This window comes from Streptomyces sp. NPDC036984, from assembly GCF_055607665.1.
The window spans coordinates 53,147-76,446 of record NZ_JBVJRL010000018.1 but is presented as its reverse complement, the minus strand read 5'-3'; the positions used below and the strand labels follow the sequence as shown (position 1 = coordinate 76,446).

Sequence of the window (23,300 nt, the reverse complement as noted above, 5' to 3'; positions counted from 1 at the left end):
GGCTCAGCCCGCCTGGGTGGTCTTCAGGCTCCACACCACGTACTCCACGAGCCGGCCGACGGTCAGATCGATGATCTCGTCGAAGTCCATGCCGGCCAGGAACTCGGCGAGGTTGACCCGCCGCCCGTACCGCTCCTCCAGCAGGCCCGCCAGGGTGACGAGGTCGATGCTCTCCAGTTCCAGGTCGCAGTTGAAGGTGGTGGACATGCCGATCACCACGTCGTCGTCGCCGTACTCCGCCAGCACCGTGCGGAGCATGCCGGTGACGTCGGCGAGCACGGTGTCGGCGGTGGGCTCCGACGGGGCCGGCTGGGTGGGGTTCATCGGGCGTACTCCTCGGCTGGTGCGTCGGCTGCCGCACGGGCTGCGCCGTCGGCTGCCGGGCCGGCTGTCCGGTCGGTCGCCGCTTGCTCGGCCGCTGGTGCGTCGGGGTGTGCGTCGTCGACTCCGGGGCCCGTGGTCCAGGCCACCACATAGGCGCGTCGGGGCAGGGCGGCCGGGTTGTCCACCGGGGCGCAGCGCACGGTGTACGCGCGCTCCAGGCGGCCGGAGACCAGCAGCCGGCCGCCGTCCGGGGCGGCCTCCAGGACGGTGAAGTCCCGTGGGCGGCCGCCGAATCCGACGCCCTCGGCCTTGGCGACCGCCTCCTTGGCGGCCCAGAACCGGGTGAACCACACGGCTTCCGGCTCGCCGCCTTCCGCGCACCGGGCGCGCAGGAGCCGCAGCTCGGGCGGGCCGAGCGCGGTGGTGAGGGTCGCCGGGTCGCGCTCGCCGACCTCCTCGATGTCGATGCCGGGGCCGGGACGCGGCGAGTGCGGCCGGACGATCGCCACGGCCGCCTCGGCCCGGTGGGCGAGCGAGACGTCTAGCGGGGGAAGGGCGCGGCCGTGCACGCCGGTGACGTAGGGGCGGCCGAGTTCGTCGTTGCGGACCCGCAGCTCCGCCGGGAAGACGGGCCCTTCGCCGTGCTGCCAGAGCCACTGCCGTACGGCGTCCTTGGCCGCGATCCGGCCGAGCAGCCACTGCCGGCGACCGCGCGGCGGACGGTCGGCGTACGCGGCACGCTCCGCGCTCCCCAGCGAGTTGCGCATGATCAGCTCGCGGGAGGCGAGGTCGGGCCACCGCTCGTGCACCAGCGCCCAGCCGCCGGGCATGGCCGTGGCGAGGGTGTGGCGCTCGGGGAAGCGTTCTACGGGCCGGGTCGTGGGGTCGTTGTCGAAGCGGCGGTCCTGCCAGCCGGTCAGCCGGGCCCACACCCGGCCGCCGACGGTCAGCTCCGCGTCCGCCTCCAGCACGGTGTCCGTGAGCGAGGTGATCCGCAGCACGCAGCGGACCTCGGTGCCGGGGGCCGGGTACGGTCCGTGGAAGCGCGCCTCCCCCAGCTGTACCGGGAAGACGACGGTCCGCTCGGTGCGGGTCGCCATGATCCAGTAGCCGAGCAGCTGGCCCACGTTGTCCAGCAGGGCGCCGGGCGCGGCGGGGGTGGTGATCACTCCGCGGATGTGCCGCCCGCCGATCGCGGTCAGCTCGGTCAGGCCCTGGAAACCCGGGCCGTGGAACATCCAGCGCTCGCGGTACAGCTGCGCGGCGGTGTGCTCCGGGAGGCGGGCCGGCTCGGCCGGGAGGGGGCTCGGCGGGGGTGCTGCGGGGTACCGCGGGGCAAGTTCGATCGCGGCGCGGGCGGTGGGGCCGAAGGCGACGGTGACCCGGTCCGGGCGGCCGGGGACCGCGGTGACGGTGACCGGGACGTCGACGGGGGGTGTGGCGGTGAGCCAGCGGTCGAACCGGGCACCGTGCACGGCGACGGCGAGCAGGCCGGGGGCCGCCGCCTCCGCCGCGTCCATCATGTGCCGGACGATCGTGGTCGCGGGCACGACCGGCCAGCGATCGTCCAGCTCCGGCCAGCCCGGCCGCTGGGGGAAGAAACAGTGGTCGAGGAGGTGGGGCATGGTGCGGGCGGAGACGTGGAGGGTTGTGGTGGTGGGGGCGTCGGTGGGAGTGGTGGGGGCTTTTGGGGGTGTGGGGGTGGGTCCCTGGGGTGTGGGAAGGGCAGCCGGGGGTGTGGGTGTGGCCGACGCGCCTGTGGGAGGGGAAGCCGGGGGTGTGAGGGCGGCCGACGCGGGTGCGGGGGCGGCCAACGCGCGTGTGGCACCGGCAGCTGGGGCTTTGGGGACGGCCGACGCACCGGCGGCACCGGCTCCCGTGGCAGCGGGGCCGGATTCCGTGGTTGTGGCTGCGGCGGGGGCGGGGCGGTGACGGTCACCGCGCCGGCGGCCCGCCGCGATCAGCTCCGCCGCCGTCTCCGCGGTGTCCCGCAGCAGGGCGGTCAGTTCGGCGGCGGCCGGGTGCCGGAGGGCGAGGTCGTCGAGGGCGGGGATGCGTGAGGCGCGTGCACCCGGTGCCGCGGGCGAGGTGCTCGGTGCTGCCGGAAAAGCACTCGGTGCTGCCGGAGCGGCGCTCGGTGCTGCCGGAGAGGCGCTCGGTGCTGCCGGAGCGGCGCTCGGCCGTGGCACCCGACCACGCGACCCTGCGGCTCCGTCGCCCCACCGTGCGGCTCCCGCGCCCGGCTGCGCAGCCCGTTCACCCGGCCACGCAGCTCCTTCACCCGACCCCGCAGCCCGTTCGCCCAGCCACGCAGGCCGTTCACCCGCCCGCGCAACCCGTTCGCCCGGTCGTAGCTCCGCGCGCAGGGCGTCGCGGGACGGGCCGTCGAGGGAGATCAGGGCGCTGCCGAGGTCGAGCCTGACGGGTGGGCGTGCCACGGGCGGCCGGGCTGCCGGGGTACGCGGTGGTGCCGTCGGGGCCACGGACGCTCCGGCCGTCCACAACGCCGCGGCCGTCCGCCGGAGTTGGGCCAGACCGCTGTGGTGGGGCGAGTTGGCGGCGACGGCGAGGTGATCACGGTCCCCGAGGGTGTCGGCGATGAGGGAGGTGAGCCGGCCGGGGCCGGTCTGGACGAAGACGCGGTGCCCGGCGGCGTACATGGCCTCGGTCAGCTCGCGGAAGCGGACGGGCTCCAGCAGGTGCCGTACGAAGAGCGCGCGAACCGCTTGCTCGTCCCGCGGGAAGGGCGCCGCGGTCGTCCCGGACCACACCGGGACGGTCGGCGGGTGCAGCCGGAAACGGTAGGCGGCCTCCCTGATGGGGGCCAGGAACGGTGCGAGCATCGGCGTGTGGAAGCCGGACCGGAAGGGCAGCACCTGGCAGAGCACGCCCTCGGCGCGGAGCGACCGCACGAACTCCGCCACCGCCGGGCCGGGGCCGCAGACCATGGACTGGCGAGGCGCGTTGTCGTGGGAGAGCACGATCCCGGAGTCCGCCCAGGCGCCCGCGAGGGTGGTACGGACGTGGGCGGCACAGGCGCCGACGGCGGCGAAGACGAGGCCGGGGACCGTGATCGAGTCGGGGTCGAACCCGGCCATGAACGCGTCGACTTGGGCGGCCGCATACAGCCCGGCCGCGGCCATGGCCGTCCACTCACCGACACTGTGCCCGGCGACCGCGTCCGGTACGACGCCCATGCGGCGCAGGGCCTGGTCCAGCAGGCGCCCCACGCCGACGACGCCGAACCCGTGCCGGCCGATGTCACCGACCCGCACGTCCGGGCCGGTTCCGGAGACCGGGGGCAGGCCGAAGTGGGCGGCGATGTCGTCGGTGCGAGGGGTGAAGTCGGCCTCCAGGCCGGGGAAGACGAACGCCAGCCTGCCGCCGGCGGGCCCGAGCAGGGAGGCCGGCCGGAACCACACGTCACTGCGGCCGTGCCAGGCGCGGCCCTTGGTGACCGCGCGACGGGCCAGGGCGAGCCGCTTGGCGCCCGGGTCCACGACGGCGAGCCGCACCGGGCCGGCGTCGGGGCGGGGCCGGGCGGGGTCGAGTCCGGCGGCGAGCACGGTCGAGTCGTCGGCGTCGAGCAGAGCGGCGAGCCCGGCCACGCTGTCGGCCGCGAGCAGGAGGACGCGTTCGGGTTCGGTGACGCGCGGGGAAGGGGAGGGAGAAGCGGCACGCGCGTGTGCCGGGTCCGCCGGCGCCGGGAGGGCGGTGGCCGCAGGACCGGTGGGAGCGCAACGGGCCGGGGCGGGACGAGCGGGCGGCACCGCTGCCGGCGCCCGGCGGTCCGCGCCGCCGGCGAACGCCGCTGAGCCGGTCACGGACCGCGGATCCGGTGCCTCCTGGGATGCCGGACGGCCGTCGTCCCGGGCGCGAACCGGAGCGGAGCGCCCGTACGACGGCTCCTCCAGCACCACATGGGCGTTGATCCCGCCGAACCCGAACGCGTTCACCGCGGCCCGCCGGAGCGGCTGCCCCGAGCCGGTCTCCCAGGGCCGGGCGGACTCCAGGGTCCAAAAGCGGGTCGCGGCGAGGCCGGGGTGGGGGTCGTCGCAGTGGAGGGTGGGCAGCAGGGTGCGGTGGTGGAGGGCGAGCGCGGCCTTCACCAGGCCCGCCACGCCCGCCGCCGGCATGGTGTGGCCGATCATCGACTTCACCGAGCCGAGCACCGGACGCGCGTTTCGGCCGTAGCCCGTGCCTGGACCGAACACCTCGGCCAGCGTGGTGAGTTCGGCCGTATCACCGGCGGGTGTGGCCGTGCCGTGCGCCTCCAGCAGGCCGACCGAGTCCGGCGCGGCGGGGTCGAGTCCGGCGGCCCGCCAGGCCTGGCGCACCGCCCGGGTCTGCCCGCCCGGATCGGGGGTGACGAGCCCTGCCGTGCGGCCGTCGCCGGCCACGCCCGTGCCGCGGATGACCGCGTAGACGCGGTCGCCGTCGCGTTCGGCGTCCGCGAGCCGTTTCAGTACGACGATGCCGGTGCCCTCGCCGATGAGGATGCCGTCGGCGTCGCGGTGGAAGGGGCGGATGCGCTCCGTCGGGGACAGGGCGCGCAGCTGGGAGAAGACGCTCCACAAGGTGATGTCGTGGCAGTGGTGCACTCCCCCGGCCAGCATCAGGTCGCAGCGGCCGGCGGTGAGGGCGGTGACCGCCTGGTCGACGGCGACCAGGGCGGAGGCGCAGGCCGCGTCCACGGTGTAGGCGGGGCCGCGCAGATCGAGGCGGTTGGCGATGCGGGAGGCGGCGAGGTTCGGGACCAGGCCGATCGCGGCGTCGGGGCTGTCGGGGCCGAGCCGCTCGGTGAACGCGGCCCGGACGCGTTCGAGTTGGCCGGGCGCCAGGTCGGGCAGCAGCTCACTCAGGGTGCGCACGAGTTGGCTCGCGGTGCGCACCCGCTGGTCCAGCCGGGCCAGGCCGGGGGTGAGATAGCCGCCCCGGCCGAGGACGACCCCGACCCGGTGCCGTTCGGGCAGCCGGTCCGTGCCGCCCGCGTCGGCGAGTGCGGCGGCGGCCACGTCCAGGGCGATCAGCTGGTCCGGCTCGGTGCCGGGCACCGAGGCGGGCATGATGCCGTAGCGGGTGACCTCCACCTCGGCCAGCCCGTCCACGAACCCGCCGCGTCGGCAGTACACCTGCCCGGCGACGGCGGGGCCGGCTGCCGAGCCGGGATGGTAGTAGTCGGCGTCCCAGCGATCTGCGGGGACATCGCTGATGGCGTCGGTGCCGTCCCGCAGATTGCGCCAGTAGGCGTCCAGGCCGGGAGCGCCGGGCAGCAGGACCGCCATCCCGACGATGGCGACGGGTGTCTGTCGTTGCGTCATGTCACCAGCCCGACGCGGTGTAGACGACGGCGCGGGCCGCCGGGTCGCCCCAGGCGAGTTCGCGGAGCAGGGCCGCGGTGCCCTCGTCCGGGTCGATCAGCGCGATTCCGCGCCGGGCGTACTCGCGGCCGAGTTCCGCGCCGACCATGCCGGTGTGGCTGCCGGCCGGTGCCCAGGGACCCCAGTGGACGGTCAGCGTACGACGGCCGATACGGCGGGCCCGGTCGGCGCCGAGCGCCTCCAGGGCGTCGTTCGCGGCCGCGTAGTCGGCCTGGCCCCGGTTGCCGAGGACGGCGGCGATGCTGCCGAACAGCACGGTGAAGGCCGGCGCGGCGGGCAGGTCGTCCAGCGCGGCGAACAGCGCGGCGGCCCCCGCCGTCTTCGTGCCGTAGACCCGCTGGAAGGACTCCGGGGTCTTCTCGGCCATCAGCCGGTCCTCGATCACTCCGGCTGCGAAGACCACACCGTCCAGGCGGCCGCGTTCGGCGTGGATCTCCTTGACGGACCGCAGGACGGCGTCCCGGTCCCGGAAGTCGGCCGAGCGGTAGCGGGCCGGGCTGCCGAGGGCGCCGAGTTCGGCCAGGGTGGTGGTGATCTCCCGCTGGGCGAGGATCAGTTCGGCCGCCCGGTTGATCTCGGCGGGTTTCGGGGCGCCGGGACCCGCGGCGAGCGCGGCCCGCAGTTCGACGGGGGTGCGGGCGGCGGCGGTGTGCGGGGCCTCGGGTGCGGTGGGCGCGGGGGTACGGCCCAGCAGCTCGATCCGGCACCGGCAGGCGGCGGCCAGCGTGGCCGCGAACCGCGCGGTGATGCCCCGGGCCCCGCCGACCAGCAGCACCACGGAGTCCCGGTCGAGCCCGAGCGCGGCGGCCTCGGCGGCGCCGTCCCCGGCCGGCCCCGCGCCGGTCGTGCCGAGCGGGCCGAGGGGCGCGGGCACCAGGTCCAGGCCCCGGCGCCGGCCGTCGGCCGTGCGGAGCACGACGGGGGCCGGCTCGGGAGCCCGCAGTTCCGCGAGCACCGCTTCGGCGACGGCCGCCGGGCTGGTGTCGGCGACCGCCAGGACGCGTGCCAGGAGGTCCGGGTACTCACGGCCGACGCTGCGGATCAGACCGTCCAGGCCCGCCGCCCTCAGCGCCCCGGCGTCGTCGGCGGCGCGCACGGCCAGCAGCACGCGGGGGCCGCGCGCCAGGGCCGCCTGGAGCACCGGAAACGCGTCCGGCAACACGGGGAGGTCGGGACCGGGGAGCGCGCCGAGGTACACGACGCCGTGAACCGGGCCGGCGGCCGTACTGTCGGCCCTGCTGCCAGCCGCACTGTCGGCCGGGCCGGCGGTCGTGCTGTCGGGTGGGCCGAGCAGCCGGCCGCGGTCGACGGTCACGGCGTCGGCGCCGTACTCGGCGAGCCGGGCCACGACCTCGGCCGCCACGCTGCCGTGGCCGTGCGCATCACCCTCGCCGTGGGCATCGCCGTAGGCCGGGCCGTCGCCGAGGATGACGAACCGCTTGCCCGACAGGCGGGTGGCGAGAGCCGGGTCCGGGTCGGGCAGCGGGACGGGCCGCAGCTCGCAGCGCTGCGGGGCCATGCCGAGGGGGCTGTCCGGCACGCCGACGGCCTCCGATCCCGACACCCCGTCTTCACCCGGCACTTGATTGCTGTCGTCGTCGGTGTCCTTACCCATCCGCGTCGTCAGCCACGCCGTCACCGCCGCCGCGGTGCGCGCCTTGGCCAGCTCCTCGAGTTCCGCGTCCGCCAGCAGCTCGGCGCCGCCCGCGATGCCCAGGCGCCGGGCGAGTTCGCCCGCGATCTCGGCCCGCTTGATCGAGTCGATGCTCAGATCGGCTTCCAGGTCCAGATCGGGCTCGATCATGTCGACGGGGTAGCCGGTGCGTTCGCTGATGATCTCCCGTACGACCCCCGCCACGTCGTCCACCGGCCTCGCCTCTGCCGCCGGTTCACCCAACTCCCCTTCGACCAGGGGAAGGTGCATGGGCTCGGCAACCTGCACGACCGGTACGGGCGCTATGGATGCGACCGGTGCGGGCGCGATGGGCAGGACGGGTGCGGGCGCCGTGGCACCGAAGTAGGTGAGCAGCACATCCCGCTGGGCGGCGATCATCTCCCGGCTGGTGCGCAGGAACTCGGAGATCAGTGCATCCCGGTCGGCGGGGGCGCCGTTCGGCTGGTCGGTCGTCACAGTCGTCTCCACGACGCGTCGGGCCGGCGCGAGGGCGCCGGGCAGGAGGGCTCCGTCGGCCGTACGGACCAGATGTCCGTCGACCGTCCAACCGGGCCGCTTCGGCGCCGGGGTGCGCAGCGCGTCGACGGCGTCGCGGCCCCGGAAGAGCCACGCGGTGCGCACCGGCTGCCCCGCGACGGCGAGTTGGGCGAGGGCGTCGAGCCAGCCGGCCAGGCCGCTGTCGGCCCGTGGTTCGCAGGCGACCGTGCGGTGCGGGCGGTCGCCGAGGATCTGGCCGACGAGCCGGGTGAGGACCGTGCCCGGGCCCGCCTCGACGAAGATCCGCGCTCCCGCCTCGTACATCGCCTCGATCTGTGCGGCGAAGGCCACCGGGGCGCCGATCTGGGCGGCGAGCCCGGCGCGCACGGCGTCGGGGTCGGCGGGGTACGGCGCGGCGGTGCGGTTGGCCCAGACGGGGAACTCGGGTGCCCGGACCGGCCTGTCCGCGAGCACCTTGGCGAACCGCTCCTCCGCGCCGGCCACCACCGGGCTGTGGAAGGCGCAGGCCACCGGGATACGGCGGGCGCCGAGCCCGGCCGCGCGCAGTGCCCGAACGACGGTCTCGACATCGTCCGTGGGTCCGGAAATCACCGTCTGGCGGGGAGAGTTGCGGTTGGCGACGACGACCGAGAGTGGTGCCCCGGCCGTGCGCAGGGCGCGCTCGACCTCCTCGGCGGGGGCGCCGACCGCGGCCATGGTGCCGGGTTCGTCGCCGGCCGCCGCCAGGATCGCGCCGGCCCGCTCGGCGCTCAGCTCCAGCAGGGTCTCGGGATCGAGGGCGCCGGCTGCGGCGAGGGCGACCAGCTCACCGTAACTGTGCCCGGCGGCCAGGTCCGGACGGACGCCGGCGGAGGTGAGGAAGGCGTGCGCGGCGAGCCCCGTGACGCCGAGGGCGGGCTGTGCCGTCCGGGTGTCGGTGAGGGCGGTCTGGTGACGCTCGCGGACGGTGGCGTCGAAGGCGGCCGGCGGGAAGACACGGTCGGCGTGGGCCCGGCCGAGGTGCAGGTAGTGGCGCAGCTCGGGCAGGGTGATCAGCAGATCGGCGAGCATGCCGGTGCGCTGGCTGCCCTGGCCGGGGAAGAGGAAGGCGACCTGGCCGTCGGCCGGGGCCGCGCGGTGGACCCCGTCATCCGGGACGGGCTCGTCGGCGAGGATGTGGCGCAGCCGGCCGATCAGCTCCCCGGTGTCCCGCGCCACGACCGCCGCCTGTACCGGTTCGTGCGAGGTGTCGGCGCGCCGGGCCGCCGCGAGGGCGAGGTCGCGCAGCCGCCAGGGGGTGCCGTCCGTCTCGGCGGCCCGGAGGATCTCCTCGGCCGCCCGGCGGGCGGCCGCCATGTCCCGGCCCCGGAAGAGGAACAGTTCGGCGGGCCAGACGTCCAGGGAATGCCGGGGCGGTGGCGCGGCGCCGTACGCGGCCAGTACGGCATGGAAGTTGGTGCCGCCGAAGCCGAACGCGCTGACACCGGCGAAGCGCTCGGTGGCGGGAGCGGCCCAGGGCTGGGCGCGGGTGTGGAAGACGAACGGGCTGTCCCCCGCGTCCCAGGCCGCGTTGGGCCGTTCCAGATGCAGGGTGGGCGGCTTGACCCCGGTGTACAGCGCCAGGGTGGCCTTGATCAGTCCGGCGAGCCCGGCGGCGCACTTGGTGTGCCCGATCTGCGACTTGACCGAGCCGAGCGCGCAGCCGCCGTTCTCGGCGCCGGACTCGGCGAACGTCTCGCCGAGCACGGTGAGTTCGGTGCGGTCACCGACGACGGTCCCGGTGCCGTGCGCCTCCACCAGGCCGACCGCCGCGGGCGCGACACCGGCGTTGCGGTACGCCCGCCGCAGCGCGGCCCGCTGGCCTTCGGCGTGGGGCGCGGTCAGGCCGAGGGCGCGGCCGTCACTGGCGGAGCCGAGGCCCTTGACCACGCCGTAGATCCGGTCGCCGTCGCGTTCGGCGTCCGTGAGCCGCTTGAGGACCAGGCAGGCCACGCCCTCGCCGAGCGCGATGCCGTCGGCGGAGGCGTCGAAGGCGCGGGACCGGCCGGTCGGCGAGAGCGCGTGGACGGAGGAGAACAGGACGTAGTCGTTGATGCCGTTGTGCAGGTCGGCGCCGCCGCACAGCACCAGGTCGCTGGTGCCGCAGACGAGTTCCTTGCAGGCGACGTCGAGGGCGGCGAGGGAGGAGGCGCAGGCGGCGTCGACGGTGTAGTTGGCGCCGCCGAGGTCCAGGCGGTTGGCGATCCGGCCGGAGATGACGTTGGCCAGCATGCCGGGGAAGCTGTCCTCGGTGAGCCGGGGCAGCTGCTCGTCGAGTCCGTCGGGGACCTTGCCGTAGTACGACGGCAGGACGGCGCGCAGGGTGACGGCGTTGGAGAGGTCGCTGCCCGCCTCGGCGCCGAAGACGACGGCAGTGCGGGAGCGGTCGAACTCCCGTCCCCGGTCGCCGTATCCGGCGTCCTCCAGCGCCCTGTGGGCCGCCTCCAGGGACAGCAGCTGCACCGGTTCGATGCTGCCGAGGGAGGCGGGCGGGATGCCGTAGCGCAGCGGGTCGAAGGGGATGGGAGGCAGGAAGCCGCCCCATTTCGACGCGGTGCTGCCTGCGGTGTGGTGCACGGCCGGGTCCCAGCGGTCGGCCGGGACCTCGGTGACGGCGTCGTGTCCGGCGACGATGTTCGCCCAGAAGGTGGCGAGGTCGGGGGCCTGCGGGAACATGCACGCCATGCCGACGATCGCGATGTCCAGCGGCGGAGGCGGCGGCGGTTCGGAGACGACGGTACGGAGGCCGGGCTGTACGCCTCGGGTGCCCGCTACCTCCCCGGCGGCCTCCACACCTCCGGTGGCGCCCGCGGTGCGTGCGGCTTGTGCGGTCAGGAAGTCGGCGGCGCCGTCGGTCACCGCCCGGTGGAGGGCCGCCACGGTGGTGGATGCCGAGCGCAGGACGGCGACCTGGCCCGCCATGAACAGCCCGTCACCGAGCTGCCGTTCCTCGTCGACCGCCTGTAACTCACCGCCGTCCGCGCGGGTCAGGCCCTTGCTGGCGATGCGCAGCCGGCCGACGTTGAGCCGTTCGAGCCGCTCCCAGATCTGCCGCTCCGGTAAGCCCTGCGCGCGTAACGCGGCTTCCCGTTCGCGGTAGTCGCGGGTGAAGGGGCTGGGCACGCAGCGGGTGGCGTGGCCGGGCGCGGTCTCCAGCAGGGCGGTCGAGGTGGCGGCCAGGACCTGCCGCTGGAACAGCGGCCGGACGGCACCGCGGGCGACGGCCTCCGCGGTGAACAGGTAGGCGGTGCCCATGAGTACGCCGACGGCGGCACCCCGGGCGGTGAGCGGCGCGGCCAGGGCGGCGACCATCGCCGCGGACCGCTCGTCGTGGATGCCACCCGCGAAGAACACCTCCAGCCGGCACGCCTCGTCGGCGCCGGTGCCGGCTTCGGTCTGCGCCAGGAAGTCCTCCAGTACGGCGAGTTGGGCCTCCCAGAGCGGGAACGAGGCCCGGGGCCCCACATGCCCGCCGCACTCGGACCCCTCGAACACGAACCTGCGCGCACCGGCGTCCAGGAACTGCCGGAGCAGCCCCGGCGAGGGCACGTGCAGGAAGGTGCGGATCCCGGCTCGCTCCAGCGCCTCGGCCTGGGCGGGCCGCCCGCCCGCGACGATCGCGTGGGTGGGCCGCAGCTCCCGTACGGCGTCCAGTTGGGCGTTGCGGATGTCCTCGGGCGCGAAGCCGAGCACGCCCACGCCCCAGGGCCGGCCGTCCAGCACGGCGCGCGCCTCGGTGAGCATCGCCCGGGCCCGCTCCCCGTCGGCCAGTGCCAGCGCGAGGAAGGGCAACGCCCCGCCCTCGGCCACGGCGGCGGCGAATCCCGCCTGGTCACTGACCCGTGTCATCGGCCCCTGCGCGACGGGCAACCGCGTCCCCAGCGCCCGACTCATGGCCGCGCCCGGCCGCAGGGCTGCACCGGGCCGCAGAGCCGCCCCGGCGGTCGGCGCCGGCTCCGCCGCGCCGACCGCCTCCCGTACCGCCGTCGTCAGCGCGCGCACGACCCCCCGCACATCCCGCCACCGCTCGGCGAACCGGGCGGCGAGGAAGCCGTCCTGGCCCACCGGGAGCAGGCGGCCGCGCAGCTCGCGGCCGCTCAGCAGGGAGGCGACGGCCTCGGCGTCGTCGGCGGGCGGCCGCGGGGCGTCCGGGCCGCGTCGCCGCAGTACCCGGTGCCCGCCCAGCACCACGGTCTCGGAGCCGTCCAGGGACCGCAGCACGGCCTGGATCGCCTCGGGCAGCTCGGAATCGGCCAGCAGGGCCAGTTGGCTGTCCAGGACGACACCGGCCGCCCCGCCGGCCACGGCGGCCGCCGCCGTCCGCGGGCCGATGCCTCCGCAGGCCCACACGGGCACGCCGCTCAGCTCGTCGTCGGCCAGCAGCTGCTGCACGAGGACGAAGGTGCTCAGGTCGCCGACGCGGCCGCCGCTCTCGGCACCTCGGGCGATCAGCCCCCGCGCACCCGCGCGGACTGCGGCACGCGCCTGCCCGAGGTCGGTGACCTCCACCAACACGCGGCATGTGGAGGGTAGTCGGGCGGCCGTCCATGGTGCGTCCGAGCTGAGGACGACGGTGTCCACGGCGCCGCCGAGGTCCGTGGGGGTGAGCGCGCAGCGGCCGGTGACCCGTACGCCGAAGGGTCCCGGCGCCGTCCGTCTCAGCCGGGACAACTGCTCGCGGGACATCCGGTCGCCGGCACCCAGGTCCAGGATGCCGAGCGCGCCGGCGGCGGAGGCGGCAGCGGCCAGGCCGGCGTCGGGTTCTCCGAAGGGAGTGAGACAAAGGATCAGGTCGTGGGCACGCACAGGGGAGGTCATGATGCTCCGGCACGATCGGCGAGACAGCACGGTGGGGGGATGCGCGGAAGACACTGCGGTGCGAGGGCAACGGAAACTAGCGAGTGCTTACTCGCCGGTCAATAACGGCGCAGCCTTTCCGTGTGAGGTGGCGCCGATTCGGCCAGCGCTCCGAAATCCCCCCAAGGCGTGGTAAATCGATCACCCTTCCGCCACGGGTGGGGACGGACGTCCACCCGTCCCCGTACGCCACACCGGCACAAGCCCGTCAAACCGACCGCTCGCTCCACCGTGCCCTCACCACCGCGCCACCCGCCCGGACGCCCCGCCGCGCTCTGTGAATTCCCCATGACCTCGTACCGGTGGCTCGAACCCGGCCGACGGGAAACGGACAGGGCGGCGGGGATTGCTCACAGCCGTACGGCAGGGGCGTTCACGGCCGTACGGCCCGGGGTGTGCCCGGCGATTCGGCCAGGGGCGGCCGCAGCCGCGGAGCCGGGGATACGCGCTGCGGCACGGCGGGGAGCACCCGCTGCGGCACGGCCAGGCGCGCGACCCGCGGAACGACGTCCGGCGCCTCCCTCACCACGTCCCGCCCTCCCACGACTTCACCCGCTCCACCGACGCCACCCGGCCGCTCCGCCTCCGCGGCCCGCACCTGCGCGACACGGGGTTCATGGCGCTCCCCGGCGTCCTGGCCGGCCCGCCCGCGCTTGCCCCGCGAGGTGTTGCCGTCCCCGCCGCGCCCGGGAGACTGCCCGCCCGCACCCTCCGGCTCCCCCGGCCGCCCGGCACCGGGCGCGTCCGGCTCATGCGACCGCCCCCGCCCGTCCCGGCCGTCCGGCGCCGGAGCCGGGCCGGAACCCGAAGGTCCGCCCACTCCCGGCTCTAACACCCACCGCTGCTTCGCCGAGGCATCACGCCGGGCCACCCCGACCCGCCCGGCGGAGCGGCCGGAACCCGACGCGAGGGCCAGCCCCTGGTGCCGGCGGAGCAGGATCTCGCCGCGCACCGTGAAGTCGTACGACACCTCCCCGGCGGGCCCGACGCACCCGGCCAGCGCGACGCTTCCCGTCCCGGGGTCGGCGGCGAGGCAGAGGGTGGGGTCGGCGGCGCTGCGCAGCAGGCCGTCGTCCTGGTACGACCACTGCTGCGAGGCGGCTGCCGAGCACGGTGCGAGCCGGACTCCGGAGCCCGCCGCGACCCGGTCCCCGGACACGTCCAGGCAGCGCCCGGAGGCGAGGCCGCGGAGGGCGCCGCGGGCGACCTCGACGGGTTGGCCGGCGGAGGCGCCGGAGGGCGAGGTGGCGGGGCGGGCTCCGGCGCCGCTCGGCCGCGGGGTGCCGCCGGCGGGCGCGCCCCAGGTGGCGCCGGGTGCGCGGACACCGTTGTCATCGGACCAGCCTCTGGCCGCGAGGACGGTGACGAGCAGCGCGAGGGAGGTGAGTCCGACGCCGACGGCGACGGCCCTGCGGTGGCGGTGCTCCGGTCCGGTGCGGTGTCGGCCGCCGGACACCGGGGGCGCGGCCGGCGGCGCCGGCGGGGGCGGCCACCCCTCGACGGGGGCGCGGCCGGGCCGCGAGTCGAGGTAGCGGCGGGCGCCCCAGCCGAGCACGGTCTCGGCCAGCAGGAGGGGCAGGGCGCCGTCGAAGTGGCCGAGCTGCTCGGCGGAGTGCCGGCAGTGGCGACAGACCGTCAGATGCCGGCGGACGTCCGGCAGCAGGGCTCCGCCGCGACGGATGGGAACGTCCAGGAGCCGGTTGTAGAAACGGCATTCCCTGGTGGGCGCGAGTTCCCGGTGGGCGCGTACGCAACCGGCACGGAATTGCTCGCGCGCCTGCTCCAGGGCGGTCATCGCGGTGGCCGTGTCGACGCCCAGCAGACCCGCCGGTATGTATATGGGTTCGGCCTCGACCTCGGTGTGCCACAGAAGGCATTGCGAGGCGCCGGGAAGGGCCCGGAAAGCCCGGGCGGCGAGCTGCCTGCTTTCCGCTGGCCCCGGCTTTGTGGCACGCAGCCCGCGAGCGCCGGTGGTTTTGCGCAATTCCGGCAGGGTGGCGCAGGCCACGTCGTCCGCGGCCCAGGCGCGGACGGTGTCGCGGACGGCGACGAGCAACCGGGGGCGCAGGGCACCGCCGAGCACGCCGCCCGCCGCGCGACCGAGTACCTGATGGAAGGCCGCGGTGGCCACCAGCTGGGCGGTGGGCCCGGCGGAGGCCAGGCAGACGACGGCGTAGTCGCGGGTGGCCCGCCAGTGCCGGGCGAGCAGCAGGGCGACGGCGTGATGACGGGCACCGTCCGGCTCGCTCAGCCGGGCGACGAGATCACGGTCGGACTCCCCGGTCGGGCCGGGCAGGGGCGGGTACGGGGGGCGTGGGGGGTAAGGGGACTGCACGGAACCATTTCCTTTCCAGCCGCAGGACCGCATGCGCAAGCGCGTCCTGTCGGAAAGCAGTGCCTGATTGGTGCATACCTAAAGGGCCGGCTCTGACGTCGACGCCTGCCTTAGCCCTCCCGCGGGAAGGCTCACCTTGGCACAAGCGGCTCGCCGGAAACAAGAAGTGAGAATGCTCCGACGGCAAACTCGTTTAATTGCCCGGCGGTTACCGCCGGTATCCTTCACGGGGATCCTCACCTGACGGTCAACTCCCGTGCCACAAAAGCCGGATGGCACACGAAATCTCCGCCTCTCCGGCCGCCCGCACAGCGGGTACCCACGCCGCTGAGAGCGAACTCTCATCCGCGTGCCCCAGCATGGGCCGCATGATCGACCCCCACTCCACAGCGACCCCCGCCCTCCCCCGGACCGTGCGCAAAGCGGTCGTACCGGCCGCCGGTCTCGGCACCCGGTTCCTGCCCGCGACCAAGGCCACGCCGAAGGAGATGCTCCCGGTGGTGGACAAGCCGGCCATCCAGTACGTCGTCGAGGAGGCCGCCGCGGCCGGCCTGGACGACATCCTGATGGTCACCGGCCGGCACAAGCGGGCCATCGAGGACCACTTCGACCACGCCTTCGAACTGGAACAGGCGCTGGCCGCCAAGGGCGACACCGCGCGCCTGGACGCCGTACGCGATCCGGCGCGGCTCGCCGACATCCACCACATCCGCCAGGGGGACCCGCTCGGTCTCGGCCACGCCGTGCTCTGCGCCCGGCAGCACATCGGGGACCAGCCCTTCGCGGTGCTTCTCGGCGACGATCTGATCGACCCGCGCGAGACCCTGTTGAGCCGCATGCTGGAGGTCCGCGAGCGGTACGCGGGCAGCGTGGTCGCGCTGATGGAGGCCGACCGGCGCAGAGCCACCTCTACGGCTGCGCGGCGGTGGAGCCGACGGGCGAGGAGGGGGTCGTCCGGGTGACCGGCCTGGTGGAGAAGCCGGCACCGGGGACCGCGCCGAGCCGGTACGCGGTCATCGGCCGGTATGTCCTCGACCCGGCCGTCTTCGGCGTCCTGGAGCACACCCCGCCGGGCCGCGGCGGCGAGATCCAGCTGACCGACGCCCTGCAGGAGCTGGCGGCGGGCGGCACGGTGCACGGGGTGGTCTTCACGGGTCTGCGCTACGACACCGGTGACAAGGCCGACTACCTGCGCACGGTGGTCCGCCTGGCCAGCGCCCGCCCGGACCTCGGCCCCGACTTCACGCGCTGGCTCAGGAAGTTCGTGGCGTCACTGCCGGACGGCGCGGCGACGGCCAGTGCGGTGACGGGCGGTCCGGCGACGGGCCGAGCGGCCACGAACGGTCCGGCAACAGGAGGTCCCGCGGCAGACGGCGGTCCGGCGACGGGCGGCGCGGAGCGTCACCGGGCCGCGTGACCCGGCAGGGCCGGCGTCGGCCGGTGGCTCGGAGAAACCTCGCTGACATCCGGTCAAACCCTGGCCGACGCGCCGCCGGACCCTTCCCCGTGCCGGACACGTTGCGTGATGCTCTGTTCACGGGGGGAGATCACCAGCTCGACCAACCCATGGAGGAGCAGACGATGCCTCTCGGAACGATCGCCGTCTACAACAAGGCGGACGGCGTCGGCATCATCGCCGGCGAGGACGGTGCCCGACGCCCCTTCTCCGGCATGGAGACGCAGACCACCCGCGAGGGTCAGCGGGTCGTCTTCGAGATCGTCGGCGCGAAGGCGACCAACGTCGTCGCCGTTCGATGAACCGCCCGGCCCGACAGCGCCCCGCCCCGGCACAGCGGGAGCGGGGCGTCCGCCGGGCCGCCACAGAGAGTCGGGCCCGGTCCAAGGCCGGTGTGCCTACTTCTCCTGGTCGGTCGGCCGGAGCGTCCACAGGACGGTCATCTCGCCGGTCACGGCCCCGTCCGCGCGCCGGATCTCGATCGACACCGGGAACTCGGGCCGCTGTCCGGCGTCCAGTTCGGCGACGACCTCGGCGGCCGGCCGGCCCAGCGTCGCGGTCGCGGTGACGGCGCCCATCGCCAGCTTCTTGTAGGCGATCTCGGCGCTGACGGCGAGCGGCACCGCGCGCGAGAGCTGGTTCCCGAAGGCGGCCAGCACGATGGCGCCGCTGGCCGACTCCCCGAGGGTGAACATCGCACCGGCGTGCGGGCCGCCCACGTGGTTGTGGTACGCACTCTGGTCCGGCAGGGACACCACGGCCCGGTCGGGCGTGGTCTCCAGGAACTCGAGGTTCAGCGTCCGGGCCATGGGCACGGTGGCGGCGAGCATCTCGCCGATCGACATCTGGTCTGCGCTCATGGCCGTCATGTTACTCACGAGTAGCGGAGCCTGGCCAGTGATCCGCACTATGGTTACGGGCCATGTGGCCAGATCAGCAGCCGCCCGGGGGCGCGCAGAACCCGCAGCAGAATCCGCAGCCGAACCCGTACCAGCAACCGGGTCACCCGCAGCACAACCCGTACCAGCAGCCGGGATACCAGCAGAACCCGCAGGCCGGACCGTACGGACAGCAGCCGCAGGCCGGACCGTACGCACAGCAGCCGCAGGCCGGACCGTACGCACAGCAGCCGCAGTGGGGGCAGCCGCCCGCGGCGCCCGGACCTCAGCCCCCGCAGGGTGGCGGCGGCCGTACCAAGCTGATCGCGATCGTCGCGGCCACCGCCGTCGTGGTCACCGCGGCCGTGACCGGTTTCCTGGTGCTGGGCGGCTCGAAGGACGACGAGGCCGACAACGGCAAGGACGGCCACCACACGAGTGCGTCGCCGACGGCCACCTCGTCCGCCTCGACCGCCTCGACCGCGTCGACCGACAACCCGCGCGCCAACGAGGCGGAGAAGCCGACGGTCGCCGGCTGGAAGGTCGTGGTCAACCCCAAGTACGGCACGGCCTTCGACGTGCCCGCCGACTGGGAGGTGGAGCGGCCCGGCACCTTCTCCTTCTTCGAGGACAAGGAGAAGGGCGACGGCTCGGCGTACATCGGCTTCTCCGGGCCCGCGTTCCTGAAGCCGGACTACTGCTCCTCCGAGGAGAACGGCACCAAGGCGACCTACGCGCTCGCGGGCAGCGGAACCAAGGGGGAGAACGGCGCCAAGGACACCGCCAGTATCGCCCGAGGCGACGCGGCCACGTTCGCCTTCGGCGGGTACACCGACCAGTCGGAAGCCGCCAAGAAGTACCTGCGGATCGGCAAGGCGAAGCCCTTCACGACGGCGTCGGGAATCAAGGGCAGCGTCGCGACGTCGTACGTCGCCGGCGTGCCGAAGAAGAACAAGTGCTCCACCGACGGCAAGGCCACCACGTTCGCCTTCAAGAACTCCACGGGCAGCTTCGTCTCGTGGACGCTCTACGGCGCCACGGGCGTCAAGGACGAACTGCCCGAGGCCACGATCACCAAGATCCTCGGCACGGTACGGCTGCACGGCGACCCGACCGTGGAGTGACCGCGGCACCGCCCAGGACGTCCGGACACCAACTTGGCAGACCAGGCGCCGGGCGGAGATAGTCGGCCGGTGAACAAGACCGCCGGCTCCTTGGACCGTCCCCGCAGACCCGCCTGGGCAGGACGCAACTACTCGCTGCTGACCGCGGCCGCCATCGTGACCGGCCTCGGCGCGAACGGGTCGCTGATCGCCGCCGCGTTCGCCGTGCTGGAGACGGGCGGCGACGGCGGCGACGTGGGACTGGTGGCCGCCTCGCGCACCCTGCCGCTGGTGGTGTTCCTGCTCATCGGCGGCGCGGTCGCGGACCGGCTGCCCCGGCACCGGGTGATGGTCGCCGCCAACGCCCTCAACTGCCTGTCCCAGGCGGCCTTCGCGGCGCTCGTCCTGGCCGGGGAGCCGCGGCTGTGGCAGATGATGCTGCTGACCGCGCTCGGCGGCGCCGGGCAGGCGTTCTTCGGCCCGGCTGCGGAGGGCATGCTGATGTCCTCCGTCGAGGGCGAGCAGGCGGGCCGGGCGTTCGCCGTCTTCCGCATGGCCACCCAGGGCGCGGCCCTCGGCGGCGCGGCGCTCGGCGGCGCCCTGGTCGCGGCCGTCGGCCCCGGCTGGGTGCTCGCCATCGACGCGGCGGCCTTCGCCGTCGCCGCGGCGCTGCGCTCCTTCCTGGACGTCGGCCACATCCCGCCGCGCGCCCCGGGCGAGGGCATGCTGGCCGATCTCCGCGAGGGCTGGCGGGAGTTCATCGGCCGGCCCTGGCTGTGGGGCATCGTCGTCCAGTTCTCGATCGCCAACGCGGTGGTCGCCGCGGCCGACGCGGTCTACGGCCCGCTGGTCGCCCGGGACAGGCTGGGCGGCGCGGGCCCCTGGGGCCTGGCCCTGGCCGCGTTCGGCGCGGGCACGGTGGCCGGCGCCCTGCTGATGACCCGCTGGAAACCCCGCCGGCTGCTGCTCGCCGGCACCCTGTGCGTCTTCCCGCTCGCCCTGCCCTCGGCGGCGCTTGCCGTCCCGGTGCCGCCGGGCGTGCTGTACGTGGTGATGTTCGCCGCGGGTACGACGGTGGAGGTGTTCGGCGTCTCCTGGATGACCGCGCTCCACCAGGAGATCCCCGAGGACAAGCTCTCCCGGGTCTCGGCCTACGACTGGTTCGGCTCGGTCTCCCTGGTGCCGCTCGCCACCGCCCTGGCCGGCCCGGCCGAGTCCGCCTTCGGCCGCACGGCCGCCCTCTGGGGCTGTGCCGCGCTGGTGGTCCTGGTCACCGCCCTGGTGCTGCTGGTCCCGGACGTCCGTACGCTGACCCGGCGCACGCACCGGGTCACCGTCTCCCCGCCCGCGTCAGCCGATGCCGAAAGCTCCGTCGGGGGGTTCGGGTGACGGCACGGCGTCGGCCTCCTCCACGGGCCGAGCCGACCCGGTGAACGCCCGCAGCGCGGCACCGTGTTCGACCCGCGCCGGAAAGGCGTCCGCCGCGGTACGGCGGGCCAGCGCGGCGATGTCCAGCGGCCGGTGCGCGGCCACGGCCACCGCGTTGCCGAACCGCCGCCCGCGCAGCACCGCCGGCTCGGCGATCAGCGCCGTCTCCTCGAACACGGCAGCCAGGTTGGCCAGTTGGGAGCGGAGGAAGCCGAACGGCGCCGCGTCGGCGAGGTTGGCCAGATAGACCCCGCCGGGCCGCAGCACCCGCTCGGCCTCGCGGACGTAGGCGAGCGTGGTGAGGTGGGCGGGCACCCGGGACCCGCCGAACACGTCGGCGATCAGCACATCCGCGTGGTCGTCCGGCGCGGCTTCCAGCCAGGCCCGGGCATCGGCCGCGTGCAGTGTGATGCCCGAGCCCTGCGGCAGCGGCAACTGCTCGGTGACCAGCTCCAGCAGCCCCCGGTCGGCGTCCACGACGTCCTGCCGGGAGCCGGGCCGGGTGACGGCGAGGTACCGGGGCAACGTCAGCGCTCCCCCGCCCAGGTGCACCGCGTCCAGCGCCCGTCCGGCCTCGGCCACGGTGTCCAGGACGTACCCCAGCCGCCGCGCGTACTCGAACTCCAGATACGCGGGATCGTCGAGATCGACGTACGACTGGGGCGCCCCGTCGACGGTGAGCAGCCAGGCCCGCTCCCGGTCCACGTCGGGCATCAGCCGGGCGGTGCCGTGGTCGGTGGTGCGGGAAACGGGTATCTGTTCAGTCACACGCTCATTGTGACGCGCACCGAAGGAGCGCGGGGGACTGCGCGACCAGCCACGACGACCGGCGGTCCCCCACGCTCGTCGGCCTCACTCCACAGCGGTCACGGTCCCCGCCCCCACGGTCCGCCCGCCCTCACGGATGGCGAAACCGAGCCCCGGCTCCAGGGGAACGTCACGCCCCAGCTCGACGGTCATCTCCACCGTCTCGCCGGGCCGGGCGACGGCGGCCTCGCCGAGGTCGACGGAGCCCATCACGTCCGCCGTGCGGATGTAGAACTGCGGCCGGTACCCGCTGACGACCGGGGTGGTACGACCCCCCTCCCGTCCCGACAGCACATACACCCGGGCCGAGAACCGCCGGGCGGGCACCACACTTCCCGGCGCCGCGACCACGTGCCCCCGCCGTACGGCGTCCCGGGGAACGCCCCGCAGCAGCAGCGCCACGTTGTCCCCGGCCTGTGCCTCCTCCATCGGCTTGCCGAAGGTCTCCACACCGGTGACCACGGTCTCGACGTCCGCGCCGAGCACCGACACGCGGTCCCCCAGGCGGAGTGTCCCCCGCTCGACCGCGCCGGTCACGACGGTCCCCCGCCCGGTGATGGTCAGCACGTTCTCGACGGACAGCAGGAACGGCGCGTCCAGGTACCGCTCCGGCATGGGCACGTAGGTGTCCACCGCGTCGAGCAGCGCCTCGACGGACGCCGTCCAGCGCGGGTCGCCCTCCAGGGCCCGCAGTCCCGAGACGCGTACGACGGGTACGGCGTCGCCCGGGTACCCCTGGGCGGTGAGCAGGTCGCGCACCTCCAGCTCGACCAGGTCCGTCAGCTCCTCGTCGCCCGCGTCGGCCTTGTTGAGCGCGACGACGATGTGGTCGACGCCCACCTGCCGGGCGAGCAGCACGTGTTCGGCGGTCTGCGGCATGATCCCGTCGAGCGCGGAGACGACGAGGATCGCCCCGTCCAGCTGCGCGGCGCCGGTGACCATGTTCTTGACGTAGTCGGCGTGGCCCGGCATGTCGACGTGGGCGTAGTGCCGGGTGTCGGTCTCGTACTCGACGTGCGCGATGTTGATCGTGATGCCGCGGGCGGCCTCCTCCGGGGCGCGGTCGATGCGGTCGAACGGCACGAAGGTGCCGGTGCCGCGCTCGGCGAGGACCTTGGTGATGGCGGCGGTCAGGGTCGTCTTGCCGTGGTCGACGTGGCCCATCGTGCCAATGTTCAGATGTGGCTTGGTGCGGACGTAAGCGGTTTTGGACATGGCTGTACCTCGAAGCCTCTCAGCCGTGCGGAAGGATGCGGGACCCCGGGAACTGGCCGACCCTCCCCCTGCGGGGTCCGCCGGACGATCCGGAGAGGGTCAGCTTCGGGCGCCGTCGACAGCGGCCACGAGGAGCGGGACGGCAGCCTTCGGCGCATCCGCGACGGCGGATGCTGCGAGGAGGAAGGCGTACCGGAACATGCCGTCGATCATGGCCGACGCTCCATCCGGCGTCGAATGGTTTTCCGCGGTACGCCGGTCGAGGCTCGGGGCGCGGGCGTCAGGAGCCGGTGCTCTTGAGGGCCTCGGGGTGCGCGGGCCGGTGTGGACGGCAGGCGGACCATACGGCGATCACACATGCTCGTCGGTTACTGTCACCGGATGCTCGATGCCAACCGCTCTGGCACCGCCACGGCCCCGCCCCGGGCCGCCGCCACGGAGCCGGCCGTCCCCCCGGCCGTGCCCGTTCCGCCGCCGACCCGCGGCGGGTTCGGCGCTCGCTGCACGCGCACGCTGCTGTCGCCGTACGCGCGGCTGTCGGTACTGCTCGCGCTGCTCGCGGGCGCGGCGGGCTGTGTGCTGCTGTTCGAGCCGCAGCGGCTCCTGACGCACGGCTGGCCGCCCCAGCTGGGCGGGCTCACCGCGGCCGTCGTGTTCGCGGCGGCGTACGGGCTGTGCACCGTGGCGTTCGTGCCGCGCCCCTTGCTGAACCTGGCCGCGGGCGCGCTGTTCGGCTCGCAGCTGGGGCTGGCCGCGGCGCTCGCGGGCACGGTGCTCGGGGCCGGGGTGGCGTTCGGGCTGGGCCGGCTGCTGGGGCAGGACGCGCTGCGGCCCCTGCTGCGGGGCCGCTGGCTGAAGGCGGCCGACGGGCAGCTCAGCCGGCACGGGTTCCGGTCCATGCTGGTCGCCCGGCTCTTCCCGGGAGTGCCGTTCTGTGCGGCGAACTACTGCGCGGCCGTCTCCCGCATGGGCTGGCTGCCCTTCCTGCTGGCCACGGGCCTCGGTTCGATCCCGAACACGGCCGCCTACGCGATCGCCGGGGCGCGCGCCTCGGCACCGACGTCCCCCGCCTTCCTGATCGCGATGGCCGTCATCGCCGTACCGGCGCTCGTGGGCACGGTCGTGGCCTGGCGCAAGCGTCACCAGCTGCGCGGCCGGTGAGCCCTCGCACCGCCAGCCGAGGAGGACCTACCGATGTGGGCCGGCGTCATCGCCGTGGCCGGCACCCTGCTCGGCGGCGCGCACGCGTTCGACCTGCGGCGCAACCGACCAGGCCATGCCGGCCGCCCGCCGCGAGGCGGCCGTCGCGGCGACCGCCGACCTGA

At 74.9% G+C, this 23,300-nt stretch carries 11 protein-coding genes and 1 pseudogene; 5 read left to right on the top strand and 7 right to left on the bottom strand.

Annotation, left to right across the window (positions count from 1 at the left end; translation table 11 throughout):
• Positions 1 to 3: 3 nt before the first annotated feature.
• From ACZ7DL_RS28465 to ACZ7DL_RS28450, 4 genes are all read right to left on the bottom strand, one after another.
• Positions 4 to 324: an acyl carrier protein gene (locus ACZ7DL_RS28465; protein ID WP_470778352.1), complete on the bottom strand. Its 321-nt coding sequence runs from the start codon at positions 322 to 324 to the stop codon at positions 4 to 6.
• A complete protein-coding gene (locus ACZ7DL_RS28460) occupies positions 321 to 5,645 on the bottom strand; it encodes a type I polyketide synthase (RefSeq protein WP_470778350.1) in 5,325 nt (1,774 codons plus the stop codon). The genes ACZ7DL_RS28465 and ACZ7DL_RS28460 overlap by 4 nt, the downstream gene beginning before the upstream one ends.
• 1 nt (position 5,646) lies before the next feature.
• A complete protein-coding gene (locus ACZ7DL_RS28455; RefSeq protein WP_470778348.1) occupies positions 5,647 to 12,714 on the bottom strand; it encodes an SDR family NAD(P)-dependent oxidoreductase in 7,068 nt (2,355 codons plus the stop codon).
• A gap of 412 nt (positions 12,715 to 13,126) precedes the next feature.
• Positions 13,127 to 15,088: an RICIN domain-containing protein gene (locus ACZ7DL_RS28450; protein WP_470778346.1), complete on the bottom strand. Its 1,962-nt coding sequence runs from the start codon at positions 15,086 to 15,088 to the stop codon at positions 13,127 to 13,129.
• Positions 15,089 to 15,456: 368 nt separating this feature from the next.
• Between ACZ7DL_RS28450 and galU the strand changes: the two are divergent.
• A pseudogene (galU, locus tag ACZ7DL_RS28445) lies at positions 15,457 to 16,373 on the top strand (UTP--glucose-1-phosphate uridylyltransferase GalU); the annotation flags it as partial.
• 296 nt (positions 16,374 to 16,669) lie between these two features.
• Positions 16,670 to 16,846 carry a S1 domain-containing protein gene (locus ACZ7DL_RS28440; RefSeq protein WP_470778344.1) on the top strand — a complete coding sequence of 59 codons (177 nt, stop codon included), beginning with the start codon at positions 16,670 to 16,672 and terminating at the stop codon, positions 16,844 to 16,846.
• A 96-nt stretch (positions 16,847 to 16,942) separates the two neighbouring features.
• On the opposite strand, the gene ACZ7DL_RS28435 is transcribed toward ACZ7DL_RS28440, so the two are convergent.
• Entirely contained in the window at positions 16,943 to 17,404 is a 462-nt protein-coding gene (locus ACZ7DL_RS28435; protein ID WP_470778343.1) for a DUF4442 domain-containing protein, read from the bottom strand.
• A gap of 62 nt (positions 17,405 to 17,466) precedes the next feature.
• On the opposite strand from ACZ7DL_RS28435, the gene ACZ7DL_RS28430 reads away from it, so the two are divergent.
• A complete protein-coding gene (locus ACZ7DL_RS28430; RefSeq protein WP_470778341.1) occupies positions 17,467 to 18,546 on the top strand; it encodes a DUF8017 domain-containing protein in 1,080 nt (359 codons plus the stop codon).
• A 69-nt stretch (positions 18,547 to 18,615) separates the two neighbouring features.
• Positions 18,616 to 19,914 carry an MFS transporter gene (locus tag ACZ7DL_RS28425; protein WP_470778340.1) on the top strand — a complete coding sequence of 433 codons (1,299 nt, stop codon included), beginning with the start codon at positions 18,616 to 18,618 and terminating at the stop codon, positions 19,912 to 19,914.
• Here ACZ7DL_RS28425 and ACZ7DL_RS28420 read toward each other — a convergent pair.
• Both ACZ7DL_RS28420 and tuf read right to left on the bottom strand, forming a co-directional pair.
• The gene (locus ACZ7DL_RS28420) at positions 19,876 to 20,721 is read right to left on the bottom strand and encodes a spermidine synthase (protein ID WP_470778338.1); all 846 of its coding nucleotides are present in this window, start codon (positions 20,719 to 20,721) and stop codon (positions 19,876 to 19,878) included. The genes ACZ7DL_RS28425 and ACZ7DL_RS28420 overlap by 39 nt on opposite strands.
• A gap of 84 nt (positions 20,722 to 20,805) precedes the next feature.
• Positions 20,806 to 21,975, bottom strand: coding sequence for an elongation factor Tu (gene tuf, locus ACZ7DL_RS28415; protein WP_470778336.1), 1,170 nt, complete (start codon positions 21,973 to 21,975; stop codon positions 20,806 to 20,808).
• Between the two features lie 381 nt (positions 21,976 to 22,356).
• On the opposite strand from tuf, the gene ACZ7DL_RS28410 reads away from it, so the two are divergent.
• Positions 22,357 to 23,136 (top strand): TVP38/TMEM64 family protein, encoded by a 780-nt coding sequence (locus ACZ7DL_RS28410; RefSeq protein ID WP_470778334.1) that lies wholly within the window; start codon positions 22,357 to 22,359, stop codon positions 23,134 to 23,136.
• Positions 23,137 to 23,300 lie beyond the last annotated feature (164 nt).

Bases quoted from the DNA above. Each gene is read 5' to 3' on its own strand.
- ACZ7DL_RS28465 (WP_470778352.1), bottom strand. From the start codon at position 324: ATGAACCCCACCCAGCCGGCCCCGTCGGAGCCCACCGCCGACACCGTG.
- ACZ7DL_RS28460 (WP_470778350.1), bottom strand. From the start codon at position 5,645: ATGACGCAACGACAGACACCCGTCGCCATCGTCGGGATGGCGGTCCTG.
- ACZ7DL_RS28455 (WP_470778348.1), bottom strand. From the start codon at position 12,714: ATGACCTCCCCTGTGCGTGCCCACGACCTGATCCTTTGTCTCACTCCC.
- ACZ7DL_RS28440 (WP_470778344.1), top strand. From the start codon at position 16,670: ATGCCTCTCGGAACGATCGCCGTCTACAACAAGGCGGACGGCGTCGGC.
- ACZ7DL_RS28435 (WP_470778343.1), bottom strand. From the start codon at position 17,404: ATGAGCGCAGACCAGATGTCGATCGGCGAGATGCTCGCCGCCACCGTG.
- ACZ7DL_RS28430 (WP_470778341.1), top strand. From the start codon at position 17,467: ATGTGGCCAGATCAGCAGCCGCCCGGGGGCGCGCAGAACCCGCAGCAG.
- tuf (WP_470778336.1), bottom strand. From the start codon at position 21,975: ATGTCCAAAACCGCTTACGTCCGCACCAAGCCACATCTGAACATTGGC.
- ACZ7DL_RS28410 (WP_470778334.1), top strand. From the start codon at position 22,357: ATGCTCGATGCCAACCGCTCTGGCACCGCCACGGCCCCGCCCCGGGCC.